21 protein-coding genes are annotated in these 18,942 nt (G+C 62.6%); 10 read left to right on the top strand and 11 right to left on the bottom strand.

Going from position 1 to position 18,942, the window contains the following annotated elements:
* The first annotated feature begins 4 nt into the window (after positions 1–4).
* From nuoH to C7K55_RS10430, 6 genes are all read left to right on the top strand, one after another.
* Positions 5–1,135: an NADH-quinone oxidoreductase subunit NuoH gene (gene nuoH, locus C7K55_RS10455; protein WP_106632671.1), complete on the top strand. Its 1,131-nt coding sequence runs from the start codon at positions 5–7 to the stop codon at positions 1,133–1,135.
* A gap of 80 nt (positions 1,136–1,215) precedes the next feature.
* A complete protein-coding gene (ndhI, locus tag C7K55_RS10450; RefSeq protein ID WP_106632670.1) occupies positions 1,216–1,812 on the top strand; it encodes an NAD(P)H-quinone oxidoreductase subunit I in 597 nt (198 codons plus the stop codon).
* Positions 1,809–2,411 carry an NADH-quinone oxidoreductase subunit J gene (locus C7K55_RS10445; RefSeq protein WP_106632669.1) on the top strand — a complete coding sequence of 201 codons (603 nt, stop codon included), beginning with the start codon at positions 1,809–1,811 and terminating at the stop codon, positions 2,409–2,411. The genes ndhI and C7K55_RS10445 overlap by 4 nt, the downstream gene beginning before the upstream one ends.
* Before the next feature lie 54 nt (positions 2,412–2,465).
* Positions 2,466–2,795, top strand: coding sequence for an NADH-quinone oxidoreductase subunit NuoK (gene nuoK, locus C7K55_RS10440; RefSeq protein WP_106632668.1), 330 nt, complete (start codon positions 2,466–2,468; stop codon positions 2,793–2,795).
* 14 nt (positions 2,796–2,809) lie between these two features.
* Positions 2,810–3,745 (top strand): NAD(+) kinase, encoded by a 936-nt coding sequence (locus tag C7K55_RS10435; protein ID WP_106632667.1) that lies wholly within the window; start codon positions 2,810–2,812, stop codon positions 3,743–3,745.
* A 32-nt stretch (positions 3,746–3,777) separates the two neighbouring features.
* Positions 3,778–4,344 (top strand): CYTH domain-containing protein, encoded by a 567-nt coding sequence (locus tag C7K55_RS10430; protein WP_106632666.1) that lies wholly within the window; start codon positions 3,778–3,780, stop codon positions 4,342–4,344.
* Here the strand turns inward: C7K55_RS10430 and pedR are convergent.
* Complete coding sequence (gene pedR / locus C7K55_RS10425; protein WP_106632665.1) at positions 4,341–4,622, bottom strand: photosynthetic electron transport-dependent transcriptional regulator PedR; 282 nt, start codon at positions 4,620–4,622, stop codon at positions 4,341–4,343. The genes C7K55_RS10430 and pedR overlap by 4 nt on opposite strands.
* Before the next feature lie 50 nt (positions 4,623–4,672).
* Between pedR and C7K55_RS10420 the strand changes: the two genes are divergently transcribed.
* The gene (locus C7K55_RS10420) at positions 4,673–5,587 is read left to right on the top strand and encodes a methylenetetrahydrofolate reductase (RefSeq protein ID WP_106632722.1); all 915 of its coding nucleotides are present in this window, start codon (positions 4,673–4,675) and stop codon (positions 5,585–5,587) included.
* Here the strand turns inward: C7K55_RS10420 and C7K55_RS10415 are convergent.
* The 6 genes from C7K55_RS10415 to C7K55_RS10390 all read right to left on the bottom strand — a co-directional run bounded on the left by C7K55_RS10415 (position 5,584) and on the right by C7K55_RS10390 (position 12,946).
* A complete protein-coding gene (locus C7K55_RS10415; RefSeq protein WP_106632664.1) occupies positions 5,584–6,765 on the bottom strand; it encodes a nucleotidyltransferase family protein in 1,182 nt (393 codons plus the stop codon). The two genes, C7K55_RS10420 and C7K55_RS10415, sit on opposite strands and share 4 nt — an antisense overlap.
* A 23-nt stretch (positions 6,766–6,788) precedes the next feature.
* On the bottom strand, positions 6,789–7,679 hold the full coding sequence (locus C7K55_RS10410) for a segregation/condensation protein A (protein WP_106632663.1): 891 nt from the start codon (positions 7,677–7,679) through the stop codon (positions 6,789–6,791).
* Between the two features lie 93 nt (positions 7,680–7,772).
* Positions 7,773–8,162 (bottom strand): lipopolysaccharide assembly protein LapA domain-containing protein, encoded by a 390-nt coding sequence (locus tag C7K55_RS10405; RefSeq protein WP_106632662.1) that lies wholly within the window; start codon positions 8,160–8,162, stop codon positions 7,773–7,775.
* A 79-nt stretch (positions 8,163–8,241) separates the two neighbouring features.
* The gene (locus tag C7K55_RS10400; RefSeq protein WP_106632661.1) at positions 8,242–9,822 is read right to left on the bottom strand and encodes an NAD(P)H-quinone oxidoreductase subunit 4; all 1,581 of its coding nucleotides are present in this window, start codon (positions 9,820–9,822) and stop codon (positions 8,242–8,244) included.
* A gap of 302 nt (positions 9,823–10,124) precedes the next feature.
* The gene (locus C7K55_RS10395; RefSeq protein WP_106632660.1) at positions 10,125–12,143 is read right to left on the bottom strand and encodes an NAD(P)H-quinone oxidoreductase subunit 5; all 2,019 of its coding nucleotides are present in this window, start codon (positions 12,141–12,143) and stop codon (positions 10,125–10,127) included.
* A 101-nt stretch (positions 12,144–12,244) separates the two neighbouring features.
* The gene (locus C7K55_RS10390; protein ID WP_106632721.1) at positions 12,245–12,946 is read right to left on the bottom strand and encodes an NnrU family protein; all 702 of its coding nucleotides are present in this window, start codon (positions 12,944–12,946) and stop codon (positions 12,245–12,247) included.
* 140 nt (positions 12,947–13,086) lie between these two features.
* Here C7K55_RS10390 and C7K55_RS10385 point away from each other — a divergent pair, with 140 nt between their 5' ends.
* Positions 13,087–14,067, top strand: coding sequence for a LysR family transcriptional regulator (locus tag C7K55_RS10385; protein WP_106632659.1), 981 nt, complete (start codon positions 13,087–13,089; stop codon positions 14,065–14,067).
* On the opposite strand, the gene C7K55_RS10380 is transcribed toward C7K55_RS10385, so the two are convergent.
* Together C7K55_RS10380 and C7K55_RS10375 are read right to left on the bottom strand one after the other, a co-directional pair.
* The gene (locus C7K55_RS10380) at positions 14,058–14,744 is read right to left on the bottom strand and encodes a DUF3172 domain-containing protein (protein WP_241518310.1); all 687 of its coding nucleotides are present in this window, start codon (positions 14,742–14,744) and stop codon (positions 14,058–14,060) included. The genes C7K55_RS10385 and C7K55_RS10380 overlap by 10 nt on opposite strands.
* Entirely contained in the window at positions 14,741–15,133 is a 393-nt protein-coding gene (locus C7K55_RS10375) for an NAD(P)H-quinone oxidoreductase subunit M (protein WP_106632658.1), read from the bottom strand. Before C7K55_RS10375 ends, C7K55_RS10380 begins: the two co-directional genes overlap by 4 nt.
* Before the next feature lie 107 nt (positions 15,134–15,240).
* On the opposite strand from C7K55_RS10375, the gene pds reads away from it, so the two are divergent.
* Together pds and C7K55_RS10365 are read left to right on the top strand one after the other, a co-directional pair.
* Positions 15,241–16,614, top strand: a complete 1,374-nt coding sequence (pds, locus tag C7K55_RS10370; protein WP_106632657.1) for a 15-cis-phytoene desaturase — start codon at positions 15,241–15,243, stop codon at positions 16,612–16,614.
* Positions 16,615–16,619: 5 nt separating this feature from the next.
* Positions 16,620–17,528: a phytoene synthase gene (locus C7K55_RS10365; protein WP_106632719.1), complete on the top strand. Its 909-nt coding sequence runs from the start codon at positions 16,620–16,622 to the stop codon at positions 17,526–17,528.
* Here the strand turns inward: C7K55_RS10365 and C7K55_RS10360 are convergent.
* Positions 17,516–18,397: an alpha/beta fold hydrolase gene (locus tag C7K55_RS10360; RefSeq protein ID WP_106632656.1), complete on the bottom strand. Its 882-nt coding sequence runs from the start codon at positions 18,395–18,397 to the stop codon at positions 17,516–17,518. The two genes, C7K55_RS10365 and C7K55_RS10360, sit on opposite strands and share 13 nt — an antisense overlap.
* A gap of 104 nt (positions 18,398–18,501) precedes the next feature.
* Entirely contained in the window at positions 18,502–18,930 is a 429-nt protein-coding gene (locus C7K55_RS10355; RefSeq protein WP_106632655.1) for an RNA recognition motif domain-containing protein, read from the bottom strand.
* Positions 18,931–18,942: the final 12 nt, after the last annotated feature.

Genomic DNA, 18,942 nt, shown 5'->3' with positions numbered 1-18,942 from the left:
CGCCATGCTGACCACTACGGCTCCGGGCCTGGATCTAGAGGCCAGTTTTGAACAGGCCCTGCAGGGCTTCGGCCTTAGTCCTGCCGCCGCCCACCTGTTGTGGCTACCCCTGCCCATGGTGCTGGTGCTGGTGGCGGCCGTGGTGGGCGTGCTGGTCAACGTCTGGCTGGAGCGCAAGATCTCAGCAGCGGTGCAGCAGCGCATCGGTCCTGAATATGCCGGCGCCCTCGGCGTTCTCCAGCCGATGGCCGATGGCCTCAAGCTGGTGTTTAAGGAAGACATCATTCCGGCCCGGGCTGACGGCCTGCTGTTCACCCTCGGCCCAGTGCTGGTGCTGATTCCGGTGATCCTCAGCTGGTTGGTGGTGCCCTTCGGCCAGCACCTGCTGATCAGCAATGTGGGGATCGGTATTTTCCTTTGGATCTCCCTGAGCAGCATTCAGCCGATCGGCCTGCTGATGAGCGGCTACGCCTCAAACAACAAGTATTCGCTGCTGGGCGGTCTGCGGGCGGCGGCCCAGTCGATCAGCTACGAGATTCCCCTGGCCCTGGCTGTGCTGGCGGTGGTGATGATGAGCAACTCGCTCAGCACCGTTGACATCGTCAACCAGCAGACCGGCGCTGGCATCCTCAGCTGGAACATCTGGCGTCAGCCGGTGGGCTTCGTGATCTTCTGGATCTGCGCCTTGGCCGAATGTGAGCGCCTGCCCTTCGACCTCCCCGAGGCGGAAGAGGAGCTGGTGGCTGGCTACCAGACCGAGTATTCGGGCATGAAGTTCGCCCTCTTCTATCTGGGCAGCTACATCAACCTGGTGCTCTCGGCCCTGCTGGTGTCGGTGCTTTACCTAGGCGGCTGGGGGTTCCCCATCCCCGTTGAGTGGCTGGCCAGCTGGCTGCACCAGCCGATCGATGCACCCTTGGTGCAGCTGATCACCGGCTCCGTAGGCATCGTCATGACGGTGCTCAAGGCCTACCTGCTGGTGTTTCTGGCGATCCTGCTGCGCTGGACCACGCCGCGGGTGCGCATCGACCAGCTGCTCGATCTGGGCTGGAAGTTTCTGTTGCCGATTGCCCTGGTCAACCTGCTGATCACGGCAGCGCTCAAGCTGGCCTTCCCGGCTGTGTTTGGCGGCTGACCGCGCCTGAACCCAGCTTTTCTCCAGACCAGCCATCATGGGCTGACCCACTCAGACCGCCTCCCCCCAGAGCCAACTCCATGTTCGGGTTTCTCAAGAAAGTCGGTGACTACACCCGCGATGCGGTGGGTGCGGCCAACTACCTGACCCAGGGTCTGGCGGTGACCTTTGATCACCTGCGGCGCCGGCCGATCACCGTTCAGTACCCCTACGAGAAGCTGATCCCCTCGGAGCGCTATCGGGGCCGCATCCACTATGAATTCGACAAGTGCATCGCCTGTGAGGTGTGTGTACGGGTCTGCCCGATCAACTTGCCGGTTGTGGATTGGGTGATGAACAAAGCCACCAAGAAAAAGGAGCTGCGCAACTACTCGATTGACTTCGGGGTGTGCATTTTCTGTGGCAACTGCGTGGAGTACTGCCCCACCAACTGCCTTTCGATGACCGAGGAATACGAGCTGGCAGCTTTTGATCGCCACAGCCTCAACTTCGACAACATCGCCCTTGGTCGCCTGCCTACAAGTGTCACCAGCGATCCGGCCGTAGTTCCCCTGCGGGAGCTGGTCTACCTGCCCAAGGGAGTACTCGATCCTCATGATGTGCCGGATACGGCGCCGCGGGTGGGCAAACTGCCCGAGCAGGTGCTCGAATCCCTGCCTAGCGGAGACGCGTCATGACTATCTCCTCCATTACCCAGCTGATCTGCTTCGTGGCTCTCTCCGCCACCTTGGTGCTAGGAGCCCTCGGGGTGGTGTTGCTGCCCAACATTGTTTATTCGGCCTTCCTGCTGGGCGGAGTATTTCTTTCGGTGGCGGGTCTCTACCTGCTGCTAAATGCCAGTTTCGTGGCAGCGGCCCAAGTGCTCGTCTATGTGGGCGCCGTCAACGTGCTGATCCTGTTCGCGATCATGCTCGTTAATAAAAAGGAAAATCTGGCGGCCATTCCCGGGCTTGGTCTCCGGCGTCTGCTTTCCGGCGCTGTCTGCGGTGGCTTGTTTTTGCTGCTGATTCGGGTGGCCTTCACTACCCCTTGGCCCCTACCTGGCCCAGAACCCGTGGGCGAGGAGGCCACGATTCGCATTGGCGAGCACCTCTTCAGTGACTACCTCCTGCCCTTTGAGCTGGCTTCGGTGCTGCTGCTGATGTCGATGATCGGCGCCATCGTTTTGGCCCGCCGCGATGTGCTCAGCAGCGATGTGATCACAGGTGAGGCAGTCGATCAGGGCCTGATCGAGAAGGAGCGCACCCCCCTGTTGCTGGAAAACTCTCCTCGCTAGCGGGCGTTTCAGCGCCCTCTCAGCCTCACTGCCACCGCCATCATTGCCACCGCCATGGAGTTCACCATCCCCACCACCATCCCCCTGCAGGCCTACCTGGCCCTGGCGGCGGTATTGTTTTGCACAGGTGTCTGGGGATTGATCAACAGCCGCAATGCGGTGCGCGTGTTGATGAGCATTGAGCTGATGCTTAATGCCGTCAACATCAACCTGATGGCTTTCTCCAACTATCTCGATGGCCAGCTGATCCGCGGCCAGGTGTTTGCCATCTTCGTGATCACCGTGGCCGCGGCTGAGGCGGCCGTTGGTCTGGCGATCCTGCTCTCCCTTTATCGCAACCGCGAAACGGTTGATATGGAGCGCTTCAACCTGTTGCGCTGGTAGCCGGTCCTTTAGCGATGCGGCTTGAGCGGGTCTGGCTGATTTCTAGGTCTGGCAGCCAGGCGGCCCACCGCCAGGCCAAGCGCTGCGCAGAAGATCTGGCGGCCCAGGGGGTTCATGTGGTGGTGGCCTCCAGTGGCCTGGCTCGCAATCCCTTTCCCGGTTTGCTGGCCACGGAAGCCGAGCTGCCCGATCTAGCCCTGGTGCTGGGGGGCGATGGCACCGTGCTCGGTGCGGCCCGCCATCTGGCCCCCCTCGATGTGCCGATCCTCAGTTTCAACGTGGGCGGCCACCTCGGCTTTCTCACCCACGATCGCCGTCTGCTGCGCCTGAGCACCGACGCCCTCAAGAGCGAGGAGGAGAGCCTCTGGGACCGGCTGCGTCAAGAACGCTATGCCCTGGAGCGGCGCATGATGTTGCAGGCCCATATCGACCGGGGCGACGGCGTTGATGGCTCAGAAATTGCCCATCTGGCTCTCAACGACTTCTATTTCCGGCCCTGCCTCGATGAGGTGTCCCCCACCTGCGTGCTGGAGCTGGAGATCGATGGTGAGGTAGTGGATCAATACCGTGGCGACGGTCTGATCATCGCCACTCCCACCGGCTCTACTGGCTACGCCATGGCTGCCGGTGGGCCGATCCTGCACCCGGGCATCGAAGCGATCGTGGTTAATCCGATCTGCCCGATGAGCCTCTCGAGCCGGGCCGTGGTGGTGCCGCCCAGGGCCCAGCTTTCGGTGTGGCCCCTGGGCGAAACCAGTCGCCGGGTCAAGCTTTGGAAGGATGGCGCCCATGCCACCGTGCTGGAACCAGGCGATCGGGCCCTGGTGGAGCGCAGCCCCCACCCGGCCCTGCAGGTGCTTCTTGAGCAAAGCCCCTCCTACTACCGCACCCTCACCCACAAGCTGCATTGGGCTGGCAGCCTCACCGCCATCGAGCCGTCCCACAACTAAACCCCCCTGCTCCCCCCGCCCCAAATCGCCCCATGGCCCTGGAAATTGAACGCCGCTTTCTGGTGGAGGGGCTGGACTGGCGCCGCCATATCTGCTGGCAAGCCCAGCTGCAACAGGGCTACTTGGTGGCGAGCGCCGATGGCTTCACCGTGCGGGTGCGCCGTGCCAGCGGTGAAGAGGCCGTAGCCGGTGCCTGGCTCACTCTCAAGGCCCGCAGCGAGCAGCCTCTTGAAGCCCCGGGCCTGCTGCCGGAGGGATTGGTGCGCCAGGAATTCGAATACGCCATTCCAGAGGCGGATGCTGCTGCCCTGCTGGCGTTGGCGCCCCAGCGCCTTTGCAAAGTGCGCTACGGACTTGATCTGCCAGGTGGGGAGTGGGTGCTCGACGTATTTGAGGGTGCGAATGCACCGCTGGTAGTAGCCGAGGTGGAACTGGAGCCGCAGGGGCTGGAGCAAGGCTTGGCCCTCCAGCCGCCCGCCTGGTGCGGGCGTGAGCTAACCGGGCGCCATGAGCTAAGCAATGCGGCCCTGGCCCGCCGGCCCCTGGCTCTCTGGCCAGAAGCGGAGCGCTTGGCCCTGTTCGAGCCTGCAGCTAGCTAAGACTTGCCGGGTTCAATCGAGCAGCAGTTGAAGCCGTCACGGCAGATTTTGCCGTGGTCCATGGCCCAATTCAGCAGGGCTACCCGGTTCTTGGCGCCTGTTTTGGTGAAGACGTTGCTCACGTGGTTGTCCACGGTGCGCTTGCTGATCGTCAGCGATTCGGCGATCTCCTGGTTGGTTAGGCCCTTGGCCACCAATTCAATTATCTCAATTTCCCGCTCCGACAGCTCATGGCGCACCTGGCCGAGGGAGCCTCCCGTGGCGTGATTGGAATCCATGGGCCCAAGCCGAGCGCTTGCCAGCACTGTAGGCAGGGCGCTGTTCCATGATGGTCCCAAGTGGCGCGATTGGTTTGTTGCTTCAACGGGCACTTGCTAGCGGGCAGCCAGCTCTCACCGCAGAGGTGATGCCACCTAGGGGAGGGGATCCCTCGCGCTCATTGGCGGCCGCAGGGTCCCTGCGTGGCTGGGTCCATGCGGTAAACGTCACTGATGGCAGCCGCGCCGTGATGCGGATGAGCAGCCTGGCCCTATGCCGCCTGCTGCTTGACGCCGGCATCGAGCCGGTGCTGCAGCTGGCCTGCCGCGATCGCAACCGCATTGCCCTGCAGGCCGAATTACTAGGCGCCCATGCCTTGGGCGTGCGCAACCTGCTCTGCCTCACCGGCGATCCCGTGCGGGCCGGCGACCAGCCCGGGGCCCGCCCGGTGAATGAGCTGGAGGCGGTGCGGTTGTTGCAGCTGGTACAGCAGTTCAATGGCGGGCAGGATCCGGTGCAAGGTGAGCTGCCCGATGGACCCACCGACCTATTTGCAGGTGCAGCTGCCGATCCCCAGTCGGCTAGTTGGAGTGGTCTCAAGAGCCGGCTGCTGCGCAAGAAGCAGGCCGGTGCCCGCTTCATTCAAACCCAGATGGTGATGGACGCCGAAGCTCTCAAGCGCTTTGTCGGTGACCTCGCCGCACCGCTTGATCTGCCCGTGCTGGCGGGTGTGTTTCTACTCAAATCGGCCCGCAACGCCGCCTTCATCAACCGGGTGGTGCCCGGCGCGAACATTCCCCAGGCCGTGATCGACCGCCTGGCTGCGGCGCCAGATCCGGCGGCTGAGGGCATAGCTATCGCCGCGGAACAGGTGGGCGCCTATCTCCAGATTGCCCAGGGGGTACATCTGATGGCCATTAAGGCTGAGGAGCGAATTCCGGCGATCCTGCTGCAGGCCGGCCTGAAGCCCCTAGCGCTGGGCTAGTTAGAGTTGCTCAGGGCAAGATCGGTGCCCAGTAGTTCGGCCATTGCCTTCTGCTGCGGCGATGGCGACAACACATCCTGCCGGCGCACATCGGTGATCAGCCAGTCGAGGGCGGCCTCCTGCAGGTCGAAGTGGTCGCCGTTGCGGTCAACGCAGTAGCGGCCAAACACCAGCTTCTCAACCAGACGCACTCCGGCCCCGATGCGGGAGTAGTCAAAGATGATCGAGTTGTCGATTGTGGCCCCTTCGCAGATGTGGCAATTGGGGCCAATCATCGCTGGGCCAATAATTGTGGCGCCGTTTTCAATGCGAGTCATGCCGCCCACATAAATTGGGCCCGTGATATTGATCTGATCCCAGTCAGCAGCCACGTTGAGGCCGGCAAATACCCCTGGCCTCACTTCCTTGCCAGGGATCTGAACCTGACGCACCTGGCCCTGCAAAACACTGCGGATTGCCTGCCAGTAATCCGGCACCTTGCCGATATCAACCCATTCAAACTCCATCGGCAGGGCGTAGAAAGCTGCGCCGGCCTGCACCAGCTTGGGAAATAGGTCTGAGCCGATATCGAAGGGCTGGTTGCTTGGCACAAAGTCGAGCACCTCTGGCTCGAAGATATAAATGCCGGTGTTGATCATGTCGCTGGCGGCCTCATCAACCGCCGGCTTTTCCTGGAAGGAACGCACCCTGCCGTCGTCGTCTGTGACGACCACGCCATAACTGCTCACCTGATCCTTGGGAACTCGCTTGGTGATCATGCTGGCCATGGCGCCCTTGGCCTTATGGCGACACACCGCTTCGCTCAGATCAAGGTCGATCAGGGCATCACCGCAAAGCACCACAAAGGTGTCGTCGAAGAAGCGCTGGAAATTCTGGATCTTCTTCAGCCCTCCTGCCGATCCCATCGCGTCGCCGATCAGCTCACCGTCTTCGATGCGGCCTTCAAAGCTGTAGGCGATTTCAACACCGAAGCGCTGACCATCGCGGAAGTAGTTCTCGATCTCCTCAGCTAGGTGGGAGACGTTCACCATGATTTCGGTGAACCCGTGCTCCCGCAGCAGCTCCAGCAGAAACTCCATCACGGGTTTTTGCAGGATGGGGATCATCGGCTTGGGGATCGTGTGCGTAATGGGCCGCACCCGTGTTCCCTTGCCAGCAGCCAGGATCATCGCCTTCATGGGCGCAAGCTTAGACCTACTGCTTAAGCCGCCAGCGCCTGCTCCGCCGCACCGAGGGCTGGCACCAGGGGCAGTTGGCGGGTCTCGCCAGGATGGAGCAGGCGCCGCAGGTGCAGAGGGCCAAACAGCCCGCCCTGCTGGTCGAGTTCCACCTTGCCCTGGTGGCAGAGAAACAACAGAGCCCAGAAAACCCCCACCCGGTCCCGGTCCAGCTCGGCGTCCGCAGCCTTGGCTTCCACGTGGGCAGCCCAGTCCTGCACCAGCTCGTTGAAGCCGGCCCAGGCGTGGGCTGGATCCCAGCTAAGTAAAAAATGGCTGAGAGCAGCGGTGGTTTCCGGCAACTTCTCGCGGTGCGCCAGGGCCGCCACCTGCTCAATCGCGGCCCTTTCGCTGTAGCGCTTAGGGCGGTGGCGCGGCCGAATCCGACCCTCGTCCGCTTCGAGTCGCTCGGCGATGTCCTCGAGCTGGCGGATCAATTCCCCCAGGGTCACCGGTCGTTGCAGGGGTGGCGGCGCTACGGGCCGGCGCCAGAGGTGCCTTTCCGGTCGCTGAGGCAGGGCCAGGGCGGGGTTCACCAGCCAGCCTTGGCCATCGGCATCGAAATCAAAGCCGATGTCGTCCTGGTCTGGAGCTTCCTGCGCAAAGGTGGCCGCTTCCAGCACCTCGGCTTTGAGGCTCACCAACACCGAGGCTGCCAAAAAGGCCTCACTGGCTTCAGCCAGGTCCTGTTCGTAGCTGCCGCCCCGGCTTGGAGCGTTTGCTACCACCAGGCGGGGCACCTCAATGCGCTGGCGCAGCTGGTCGAGAAAACCATCCACCACGGCGATCACGTCCACATCCCATGGGTCGATATCGCCCCGCTCTGCCGCATCCTGGAGCAGGCGTATGGCCAATCTTGCGCCTCCTTCAGCCAATGGTGCCCCGAGGCCTCCGCTGAGTCATTGGCCGCACGCTACCGGTGCTGGCCATTTCGCACCAGCACCCCTGCCAAAGCACCACCGCTGGGGTCAGCCAACTGACACGGTCACGGCTTCGTCGGCATCGGGACTGGTGGGAGCCGAGCTTTGCCCGGCCGCTGGCAGCAGCCCCAGCTGGGCATCCACCGTGGCTCGGTAGCGCTGCAGGTCGTTTTCCAGCTCCTGGATGCGCACCTGTTGGGCGGCGAATTCGCCCTGGCTCTGCACCGTTTCCACCTTGCGCACCACCCCGGTCCACACCGCAAACACCCAGGCAGCGGTGGCGCCGATGCCGCCAACTAGGAGCAGCAGGGCGGCTAGGGGCAGGGTGCCGCTCAGTCCTGGCAGGAAGTGGACCGTGGTGGGGGCTGTGTTCTCCAGGGTGAACATCACCATGGCTAGGCCAAAGCTGAAGATCAGCAGAAAGTTCAGCTGTTTCATCTCAGGAGCGTAATTAGGCCAACCCAGGGGTGAACCCACCGCGGGCTATCTGCACAGTTTTGTTACCCAGGGCGGCGGATCAGGCCGGCAGGGCTGGCGCCGAAAGCAGCGGTTGGCGAATCAGATCGCCCGGCGGCGGCTGAATCACCTTGGCCAGGGCGGTGGTCTCCCGTTGCACAAGGGCCTCGATCGAAGCCCGGTAGGTGTCGGTCATCACCCGGGGGTAGAGGCCGATGCCCACGATCGGCACCAGCAGACAGCTGATCACGTAGATCTCCCGGGGCTCCGCATCCACCAGGTGCGTGTGGGAGGCGAGCTCAGCGTTTTCCTTGCCGAAGAAGATTTCCCGCAGCATCGAGAGCAGGTACACCGGGGTGAGGATCACGCCCACCGCCGCTAGAGCCGCCATCACGATGCGGAAGCTGAGCGAATAGGCCTCGCTGGTCACGAAGCCCGTGAACACCATCAGCTCGGACACAAAGCCGCTCATGCCTGGTAGGGCAAGGGAGGCCAGGGAGCAGATAGTCCACAGCGCAAACATCTTGCGCATTTTCTGGCCAACTCCGCCCATGTCGTCGAGCTGGAGGGTGTGGGTGCGGTCGTAGGTGGCGCCCACCAGGAAGAACAGGCTGGCTCCGATCAGGCCGTGGCTGATCATTTGCAACATGGCGCCGCTGGTGCCAAGGGCACTGAAGCTGCCGATGCCGATCAGCACGAAGCCCATGTGGCTGATCGAGCTGTAAGCGATCTTGCGTTTGAGGTTGCGCTGGGCAAACGAGGTGAGGGCGGCGTAGATGATGTTCACCACCCCCAGCACCACCAGCAGCGGCGCAAATTGGGCATGCCCCTCGGGGAGCAGCTGCACGTTGAAGCGCAGCAAGGCGTAGCCCCCCATCTTCAGCAAGATGCCAGCCAGCAGCATGTGCACCGGAGCCGTGGCCTCGCCGTGGGCATCGGGCAGCCAGGTGTGCAGGGGCACAATCGGCAGCTTCACCCCAAAGGCGATCAGCAGGCCTGCGTAGGCGAATAGCTGGAACTTCGTTGAGAAGTCCTTGGCCATCAGGTCCGTGTACTCAAAGCTGGGGGTGCCACCGCCGTAGAAGGCCATCGCCAGGCCCACCACCAAAATGAACAGGGAGCTACCGGCTGTGTAGAGGATGAATTTGGTGGCTGCGTACTGACGCTTTTTGCCGCCCCAGATAGCCAGCAGCAGATACACCGGCAACAGCTCCAGCTCCCAGGCCAGGAAGAACAGCAGCATGTCCTGCACGGCGAACACGGCGATCTGGCCGCCATCCATGAGCAGCAGCAGGAAATAAAAGAGCTTGGGCTTGAAGGTCACCGGCCAGGCCGCCAGAGCCGCCAGGGAGGTGATGAAGCTGGTAAGCAGGATCAGGGGCATCGAGATGCCGTCTGCCCCCACCGACCAGGCCAGCCCCAGGCTGGGTAGCCACTGAACCCGCTCCACCAGCTGCAGTCCTTCGACCGCCGGGTCATAGCCGTTGAGGTAGGCCCCCACGGTGATCAAGAAGGTGATCAGGGTGATGCCAAGGGCATACCAGCGAATCCGCTTGCCGTCGCCGGCATCGGGAATGAAAGGAATTACCAGGGCCGCTGCGATCGGGAAAAGGATCGACGCGCTCAACCATGGGAAGGGCACGAACCAGGCCTCACCGTTTGCCCGGAGTGTAGAAATGCAGTCGGGCCCGGCACTCTGCTGATGGGGGATGTCACACAGAGTTGTGCCTCACGCCCGCCCTTGGCTGATCCCCAGGCACGCGCTACGCGCTTACGCCTGGGGATCAGCCAAGGGCGGGCGCAGGCGTTGTCGCGAGGCAGGGAAGGCGGTCGCGCGGCTTGAGGCTCGCTGGTGCGGCAGGGTAATCGCGCGCGGTGTGAGGCTCGCTTGGCTGAGCGGCCGAGGCCGTGTTGCCCGCGCAGCGGGCGTAACGGCCGAACCGATCAGCCCAGCGAGCCGAACAGAACAACCAGGGCGATGACACCGCCAAACACGATCAGGGCATAGAACTGGGCCCGGCCGGTTTCGAAGTATTTGAGCCCCTCGCCGCTGCCCAGGGTCACCAGGCCGGTGAGGTTTACGACCCCATCAACAACCTTGGAATCAACCTCCAGCACCTGGCGGGCCAGTTTGCGGCTGCCCTGCACGAACAACTTGTCGTTGATCGCATCGAGATACCACTTATTGGCCAGGAAAGCATTAAGTGCCGGGAAGCGAGCGGCTACGGCTTTGCCCAGATCGATTTTGTGCAGCGCGTAGGCCAGCACGGCCACGGTTATGCCGGCGATGGAGATGCCAACGGAGGCTCCGGCTAGGGGCAGGAATTCACTCCAGCTGAAGTGTTCCGCCACCTCGGCCGCCTCCTTGGGGTCGAGCAGGTTGCCAAAGCGGCTGTTCCAGGGGGTGCCCAGCAGGCCTACCAGCACAGAGGGCACGGCCAGGACGGCCAGGGGCATGGCCATCTGCCAGCCGGATTCATGGGGATGGCTGGCGTGGCCATGGTCGTCGCCGTGGCCATCGCCCTGGTCATCGGTGGTTTTCCCTGCTTCAGCCAGCAGCTGGGCCCGCATGGCCTGATCATTGCCGCGAAACTCCCCCTCAAAGGTGAGGAAGTAGAGGCGGAACATATAAAAGGCGGTCATGCCGGCGGTGATGAAGCCAGCCACCCAGAGCACGGGGAATGAACCAAAGGCCACGCCGAGGATCTCGTCCTTGCTCCAGAAGCCAGCCAAAGGGGGAATGCCGGCGATGGCGACGCAGCCAATCAGGAAGGTGCTGCTGGTGATCGGCATGTGTTTGCGCAGCCCACCCATCAAGCGCATGTCCTGGGCGAGCACGGGCTCATGGCCCACTACCTCTTCCATGGCGTGGATCACCGACCCAGAGCCAAGGAACAGCATGGCCTTGAAGAAGGCGTGGGTCACCAGGTGGAACATCCCAGCCACCGGAGCGCCGCAGCCCATGGCCAGCATCATGTAACCGAGCTGGGAAACGGTGCTGTAGGCCAGACCTTTCTTGAGATCCATCTGGGTGAGAGCAATCGAAGCCCCAAGCACCAGGGTGATGGTTCCCACCACGGCGATCGTGGCCTGCACAGCCGGGAAGGGTTCGTAAACGGGTTGCAACCGGGCTACCAGGAACACACCGGCGGCCACCATGGTTGCCGCGTGGATCAGGGCGGAAATGGGGGTCGGGCCCTCCATTGCATCCGGCAGCCAGACGTGCAGGGGGAATTGGGCCGATTTTGCCATCGGTCCCATGAACACCAGCAGGCACAGCAGGATCGCTGCAGCATTGGAAACGCTGCCGCCGGCCACGGCCTCCTGCAGCCGGCTGCCAATTTCCTCAAAGCCGAAGCTGCCAGTGGCCCAGAACAGACCCAGGATTCCCAGCAGCAGACCGAAGTCGCCAACCCGGTTCACCACAAATGCTTTTTGGGCCGCATTGGCGGCGCCATCGCGGTCGTACCAGAAGCCCACAAGCAGGTAGGAGCACATGCCCACCAGCTCCCAGAACACATAAATCTCCAGCAGGTTGGGGCTGATCACCAGGCCCAGCATCGAGCTGCTGAATAGGGCTAGGTAGGTGAAAAAGCGCACATAGCCCTTGTCGTGGGCCATGTAGCCATCGGAATAAACCATCACCAGCACGGCGATGGTGGTCACCAACGACAGCATCACGGCGCCGAGGGCGTCCACCCGGAAGCCCATCTGCAGGTTGAAGGTGCCGGCGCTGGCCCAGTTGAACAGCACTTCGGTGGGCGGTGCACCCGCCAGTTGCTGGGCCAATACGGCGTAGCTCAGCACGGCAGCCGCTCCTACGCAGCTGATCAGCAACCAGGCCACTGGTTTGCGCAGCCGATTGACGGTGCGGTTGAAGCTGATCAGCCCCAGACCGGTAATAGAAGCCCCGACCAGGGGCAGCACCGGAATCAACCAGGCGAGTTCGGCGGCTGACGGCATGCGCTGCAAGCTGGTTGGCGCAAGTGTAGGCAGCCAAACAGGTGCATATCCAGGCCTGTGCGGGCTCGCCCATGGGCGGGGAGCTTGGCGGCGAGCAGCACTCAGCCCAGCAGGTGGGCCAAGCCTGTGCGAGCGAAGCTCGTTGCGCCGAGGCCGATGAAGCGATGGGCCCACCAAAACACCCCTACGGCAATGGCAATGCCCAGCTGGGCTGGCCGTAGAAATTCGCTGGGAACCAGCTGCTGGCGGCCGGTCAATATCGCTCTAAAGGGAAGGATCGAGGTGCTATCCCTCAGCTCCTCAAAGGCGCTACCGAAGCGCTTGGCCAGGCGCCGGTCGCCATTCCAGATGGCGAAGAGATGGTGGGCGATCAGGCCTGCGCAGGTGGCCACCATGAAGCTGCTGCCGATCCAGAGCAGGTGGGTGGCGCACCAGAGGACCTGGCCCACAGCCTGGGGATGGCGGCTGATGCGAATGATGCCGGTGGCATAAAGCCGCACCTGGGGCTTGAGCACCGCCGGGATTTCCAGCAGGTTGTAGGTGGCTGGATAAAGAAACAAAAAGCTGATAGCGGTGCCTCCCCACACCACGGGCACGATCCAAGGCTGGTCCTGGAGATTCCAGAGGCGCACCCCGTCGTAGCGATGGGCCAGGAAGTAGCCAATCACCACCACGGCTGAGGGGATGCTCACCGCGGCAAACAGCAGCCGCCAGGCCCGCTCGCCAATTTTTGCTGCGCCCCACACCCGCAGCGAGGCTCCCCCGCTGTGAATTACGGCGAAAGCCAGCAACAGGGCGAGCATTACCCAGCTGCTGTGGTGCAAAGAGCTGGGGGGCACGGGTCGGATGGGGAGTTGTGAAGCTCTTAATTCTCGCTGCCAGGCTTCCCCCCTAGAGTTTTGTACTCGCCAGCTGGCAGGCTCCGGCCGATCCAGGCAACCCAATGGCAGACCTGCCTTTCACTCTTGATCAGCTCCGCATCCTGCGGGCCATCGCCTCTGAGGGGAGCTTCAAGAAGGCCGCAGACAGCCTTTACGTGACTCAGCCGGCGGTGAGCCTGCAAATTCAGAATCTGGAGAAGCAGCTCAGCGTCAGCCTGTTTGATCGGGGCGGGCGCAAGGCCCAGCTCACCGAGGCCGGCCACCTGCTGCTCAGCTACTGCGACCGAATCCTGAGCCAGTGCCAGGAGGCCTGCCGGGCTCTAGAAGACCTGCACAACCTGCGCGGCGGCTCGCTCATCGTTGGCGCCAGCCAGACCACCGGCACTTATTTAATGCCGCGAATGATCGGTCTGTTTCGGCAGAAGTACCCCGAAGTGGCGGTGCAGTTGCAGGTGCACAGCACCCGCCGCACCGGCTGGAGCGTGGCCAATGGCCAGGTGGATCTTGCGATCATCGGCGGAGAGCTGCCCACTGAATTGGGGGAGCTGCTGCAGGTGGTGCCCTATGCCAGCGATGAGCTGGCCCTGGTGCTGCCGGTGAAGCATCCGCTGGCCCGCCTGCCCGAGCTCACGAAAGACGACCTCTACCGGCTGGGCTTTGTCTGCCTTGATGCCCAGTCGACCACTCGCAAAATGGTTGACCAGCTGTTGGCCCGCTCCGGGCTGGATGTGGGCCGGCTCAAGATCGAGATGGAGCTCAATTCCTTTGAGGCGATCAAAAACGCCGTTCAGTCGGGTCTTGGGGCCGCCTTCCTGCCAGTGGTCTCAATTGAGCGGGAGCTCTCGGCTGGCAGCCTGCATCGTCCCCAGGTGGCCGATCTGCTCGTGCGCCGCCAACTGAAGCTGATCACCCATCCAGCCCGCTATTGCTCCCGGGCTGCCGATGCCTTCCGCAAGGAGGTTCTGCCCGTGTTTGCCAGCCCCGATAGCCCCCTGCGCCGGCCGTTGCAGCAGCAGCAGCAGGAGGCTCTCACTCAGAACTGATCGGCTTCGGGGGTGACGCCCACCGTGTCATCAGCCACGCCCTTGGTCAGGAATTTGTTTTGGCTGGTGTCTGTTTGGTAGACGCAGCGCACGATTGGCTTGTCTTTCACTGAGCCGATGTAGGCGAAGGTGTTCATGCGCTGCTTGCACTGGCGCATCTGTTCGTTGGTTACGGCTCCTTCCTTCTGCAACACGCTCCAGTTTTCCCGGCGAATAACGCAGCCGGCCTTGAGCTCCGGCTGGGTCACGAAGCTGGAGCTGGGGTTCATGGTGGTGTAAAGCTCCACGTCCATCACGAAGGCACTGGCGCCCCACTGGCGGCAGAACTCCGGATCGGGCACCGCCATGTCGAGCTGCTGGCTGCTGGCGATGTTGCCCTGGTCGCCCTGGGTGGTGCTGGAGATGGCGGTGCCGATGCCGATTCCTACGACCAGCACGCCGGCAAGGATCGCCAGGGTGCCCACGTTGAAATGAAAGGGGCCTGTGCCACCAGGACCACTTCCGCCAGGACCACTGCCAACAGGGCCGCCTTTATTGCCGCCCCCGGCCGGCCGCCTGGGCTCATTGCGGCGACCGCCTCGCTCATAGGCATCCTCTGCGTAACGCCCTCCGGGGGGACGACCCTCATCCGGGCGCTCACCGGCGTAGCGATCTGAGCTGTAGCGGGAGCGGCTCACAGGCTTTCCGTGCTGCGGGGCAGGCCCATGGAGAAGTTGAGCACCCGGGCATCCGGGTTGTAGCGAAGCTCGCCGGCCTGGAGTAGCTGGCGAATTAGCCCTTCCAGCTCCGAACCGATCTGGCGCAAGTTGTATTCGGTGAGGTCGGCGCCGGCTTGGGCGGCCACCAGCTCGCGGAAGTGGTCTTGCACCTTGGCCAGCACCGGGGCGTCCCAGAGGAACTCGTTATCGGGATCCACATCCATGGTGAGCTGGCTGGGATCAGGCAGCAGGTTGCCGTCCTCCACTCGGGCGGTGAACAGCCGCACATGGCGTGTGGTGGACTTCAGCAAGGTCTCTGCAGGGCGGGATTCGGCAGGGAGTGAGTCAGCGAGGCGAGGGTCAGCCATGGGGAGGGGATTGCGGGCACCCGATGTCCCAACTCTAGAAACCCCCCCCCCAGCCGCAGGGGTCAGGCGCCCCCTTTAAGGTTGCATCTGGATTTTTGAAAGTTGGTATGCGCGTCGTCATTGCCGGAGCAGGGCTCGCCGGGCTGTCGTGCGCGAAGTACCTCTGTGATGCCGGCCATACGCCGGTGGTGGTGGAAGCCCGCGACGTGCTGGGCGGCAAGGTGGCGGCCTGGCAGGACGAAGACGGCGACTGGTATGAGACCGGTTTGCACATCTTTTTCGGCGCCTACCGCAACATGCGCCAGCTGTTTAAGGAGCTGGATATCGAAGACCGTCTGCAGTGGAAAAGCCACTCGATGATTTTCAACCAAATGGAGACGCCAGGCACCTACAGCCGCTTTGACTTCCCCGACATCCCCGCCCCCTTCAATGGTTTGGCGGCCATTCTCAGCAACAACGACCTGCTCACCTGGCCCGAGAAGATTGCCTTCGGCATGGGCTTGGTGCCGGCAATTTTGCGCGGCCAGCAATATGTAGAAGAATGCGATAAGTATTCCTGGACCGAGTGGCTGAGGCTGCACAACATTCCCGAGCGGGTCAATGACGAGGTATTCATCGCCATGGCCAAGGCGCTGAACTTCATCGATCCCGATGAAATTTCCAGCACGGTGGTGCTCACCGCCCTAAATCGCTTCCTGCAGGAGGGTGATGGCTCCAAGATGGCCTTCCTTGATGGGAACCCACCGCAGCGCTTGTGCCAGCCGATCGTCGATTACGTCGAAGCCCGTGGCGGGGAAGTTCACCTGAATTCCCCGTTGCGCCAGATCGAGCTCAATGCCGATGGCACGGTGAAGGCTTTCCAGATTGGTGGCATCAAGGGCCAGGAGCCCCGCACGCTTACGGCCGACGCCTACGTGAGCGCCATGCCGGTAGATCCCTTCAAGCTGCTGCTGCCTGAGGCTTGGAAGGAGATTCCCTATTTCAAGAAGCTCGATGGCCTCAATGGGGTGCCGGTGATCAATATTCACCTCTGGTTTGATCGCAAGCTCACCGATATCGACCACCTGCTGTTCAGCCGTAGCCCGCTGCTGAGCGTCTATGCAGACATGAGCAATACTTGTAAGGAATACGAGGATCCGGAGCGCTCGATGCTGGAGCTGGTGTTTGCCCCAGCCAAAGACTGGATTGGTCGCTCTGACGAGGACATCGTGGCGGCCACGATGGAGGAGCTCAAGCGCCTATTCCCGATGCACTTCACCGGCAACGACCAGGCCACTTTGCGCAAGTCGATCGTGGTCAAAACACCGCTATCGGTTTACAAAACCGTGCCTGGCTGCCAGCAACTGCGGCCCGATCAAGCCTCGCCGATCCCCAACTTCTTCCTGGCCGGCTGCTACACCATGCAGCGCTACCTGGCCTCAATGGAGGGGGCGGTGCTGAGCGGCAAGCAGTGTGCCCAGGCGATTGGTACGGCGGTCTAGTCGTGGTGGTTTCCTCGCTCCCAAATTTGGAGAAGGCTTATGAGGCCTGCCGGCAGGAGACGGCCGAGTGGGCTAAGACCTTTTATCTGGGCACCTTGTTGATGCCGCCGGCCAAGCGCCGGGCGATTTGGGCGATTTATGTGTGGTGCCGCCGCACAGATGAGCTGATGGATAGTGCGGAGGCCCAAGCCCGTCCTGTGGCAGAGCTGGCAGATCGCCTAGATGCCTGGGAGGAGCGCACTAGGGCCCTGTTTGCTGGCGAGGTTTGCGATGGCCTGGATCTGGTCATGCGGGACACGATGGAGCGTTACCCCCAGCCCCTGCAGGCTTACTTAGACATGATCGAGGGGCAGAGGATGGATCTGCGCCTTCACCGTTACCCCACCTTCGAAGATCTAGAGCTCTACTGCTACCGGGTGGCAGGCACCGTTGGCCTGATGACTCAGGAGGTGATGGGATTGGATCCTGCCTATACAAGCGCCCCTTGGAGTGATCGGCCGGATACCTCCCACGCAGCTGTAGCCCTCGGCATCGCCAACCAGCTCACCAACATTCTTCGCGACGTGGGCGAAGATCGTTCTAGAGGGCGTATCTACCTTCCCCAGGAAGATCTGGAGCGATTTGGTTACAGCGAAGCCGAATTACTTGCGGGCACTGTTAACGATAATTGGCGTGCACTGATGCGATTTCAGCTGGAGAGAGCTCGAATGTGGTTTGCCCGCTCAGAGGCAGGCGTGCGCTGGCTTGCTCCCGACGCTCGATGGCCCGTATGGGCATCGCTGCGGCTTTATAGGGGCATTCTTGATGTAATAGAGGAGCACCACTACGACGTTTTTAACAAGCGAGCCTTTGTGCCTAGGGCTGGCAAGCTATTCGATCTACCTTTTTCCTATCTGGTAGCTCAGGTGCGCTGAGTAGCGCCGCCTTGAATCCACTCCAGCAGAATTGAATTCACCAGCTCAGGTGCTTCGTCGTGGGGGCAATGTCCAAGCCCTGGCAGCACGCGTAGATCCTGAATACAGGAGTATTGCTCTGCCCAGCGGCGTGCTTCGGCTGGATCCTCCCAGGGATCGGCTTCCCCCCAGATCATGCGCACCGGCAGCGCTGGTGTGGCGGCGCTTAGGTCGGCCAGCAGATCGGGGGCCAGGTGGTCGTTAAACAGGTTGACGAAGCCGCGAAAACTTTCCGTGGCACCTGGATCGGTGCTGGGCCGGTGCAGCAGGGCTACCAGCTCTTCGTCGATGTGGGCACCACTTGGGTAGGCCCGCGCCAGCACGCTGCGAATGAAGGCCGGCTGAGCCAGTAGGCGAAACAGGGGTGCGATCACCCAGCGCTGCCGCACCAGCTGCTTCACCAGGGGGCGACTGGCCCGTTCCAATCCCGGCAGCTGAGCCGCCCGTTTGTCGTCGAGGGTGCGCTGGGCGCAGTCGATCAGGATCACCTGAAAGGGTGGGAAACCCTCTGCCAGTAGCAGCCTGGCGGCGGTGAGGGCCACCATCGCGCCGATCGAGTTGCCCACCAGGTGCACGCGGGGCTGGGCTGGGCTGCTGCCAGGATCGGCCAGAAGCAATTGCCTCACCGCGTCGGCTACCTGGCGGCCCCAGAGGTCGAAGCAGTACTGAACAGCGCCCTGCCTTGGCGGCTCTTGAGCTAATCGCGAAACAGGCTTATCGCTGGCGCCAAAGCCCAGTAGGTCGAGGGCGATCACCCGGGCATGGGGAGCGAGGGCCAGCAGGTTGTGGCGCCAATGGCCCACAGACGCCCCAAAGCCATGGATAAGCACAACCCGGTCTGTGCTGCTGGGCGAGCCCGCTGCAAGCAGGTGGATCCGATGTCCCTGCCAGTTCCAGTCGCTGGGGATCGGATCCGTATCAGTAAGTGCTTGGCTCAGACCGCAGCCTTCTGATTAGCCAGCAGGTCCTTGAGCTTGGCCAGTTCGCCGGCCCAGCGGGGATCGGGAGCTTCGCTATCGACGTTGTCGGCGTGCACAACCTTGTTGACGGCCTTGCGGGCAGCGGTAGGAGCCGCGCCGCCGGGGCGACGCTCGCCGGGGGCAGGGCTGCGGCTGTCCTTGCGCTCAGAGATTTCGATGCGCATGGCATTGCCGCCGAAATCCTTGCCGTTCAGCTGCTCGATCACCGTTTCGGCAGTCTTTTGATCTTCGACATTTGCAAAGCCGAAGCCGCGGCAAGCGCCGGTGTCGCGGTCGTTGACGGCCTTGAAACGCACTCCTTCACCCACGGCACTGAACAGAGCCTCGAGCTCCTTGGCATCAAAGGTCTGCGGCAGGTTGCCGACGTAGAGGCGAATGCTCATGGGGAAGGGGGA

Source organism: Cyanobium usitatum str. Tous (assembly GCF_003011885.1).
Classification (GTDB): Bacteria; Cyanobacteriota; Cyanobacteriia; order PCC-6307; family Cyanobiaceae; genus Cyanobium_A; species Cyanobium_A usitatum.
Note: the sequence above shows the minus strand (reverse complement) of the source record. Positions and strands in the feature narration are given on the sequence as shown.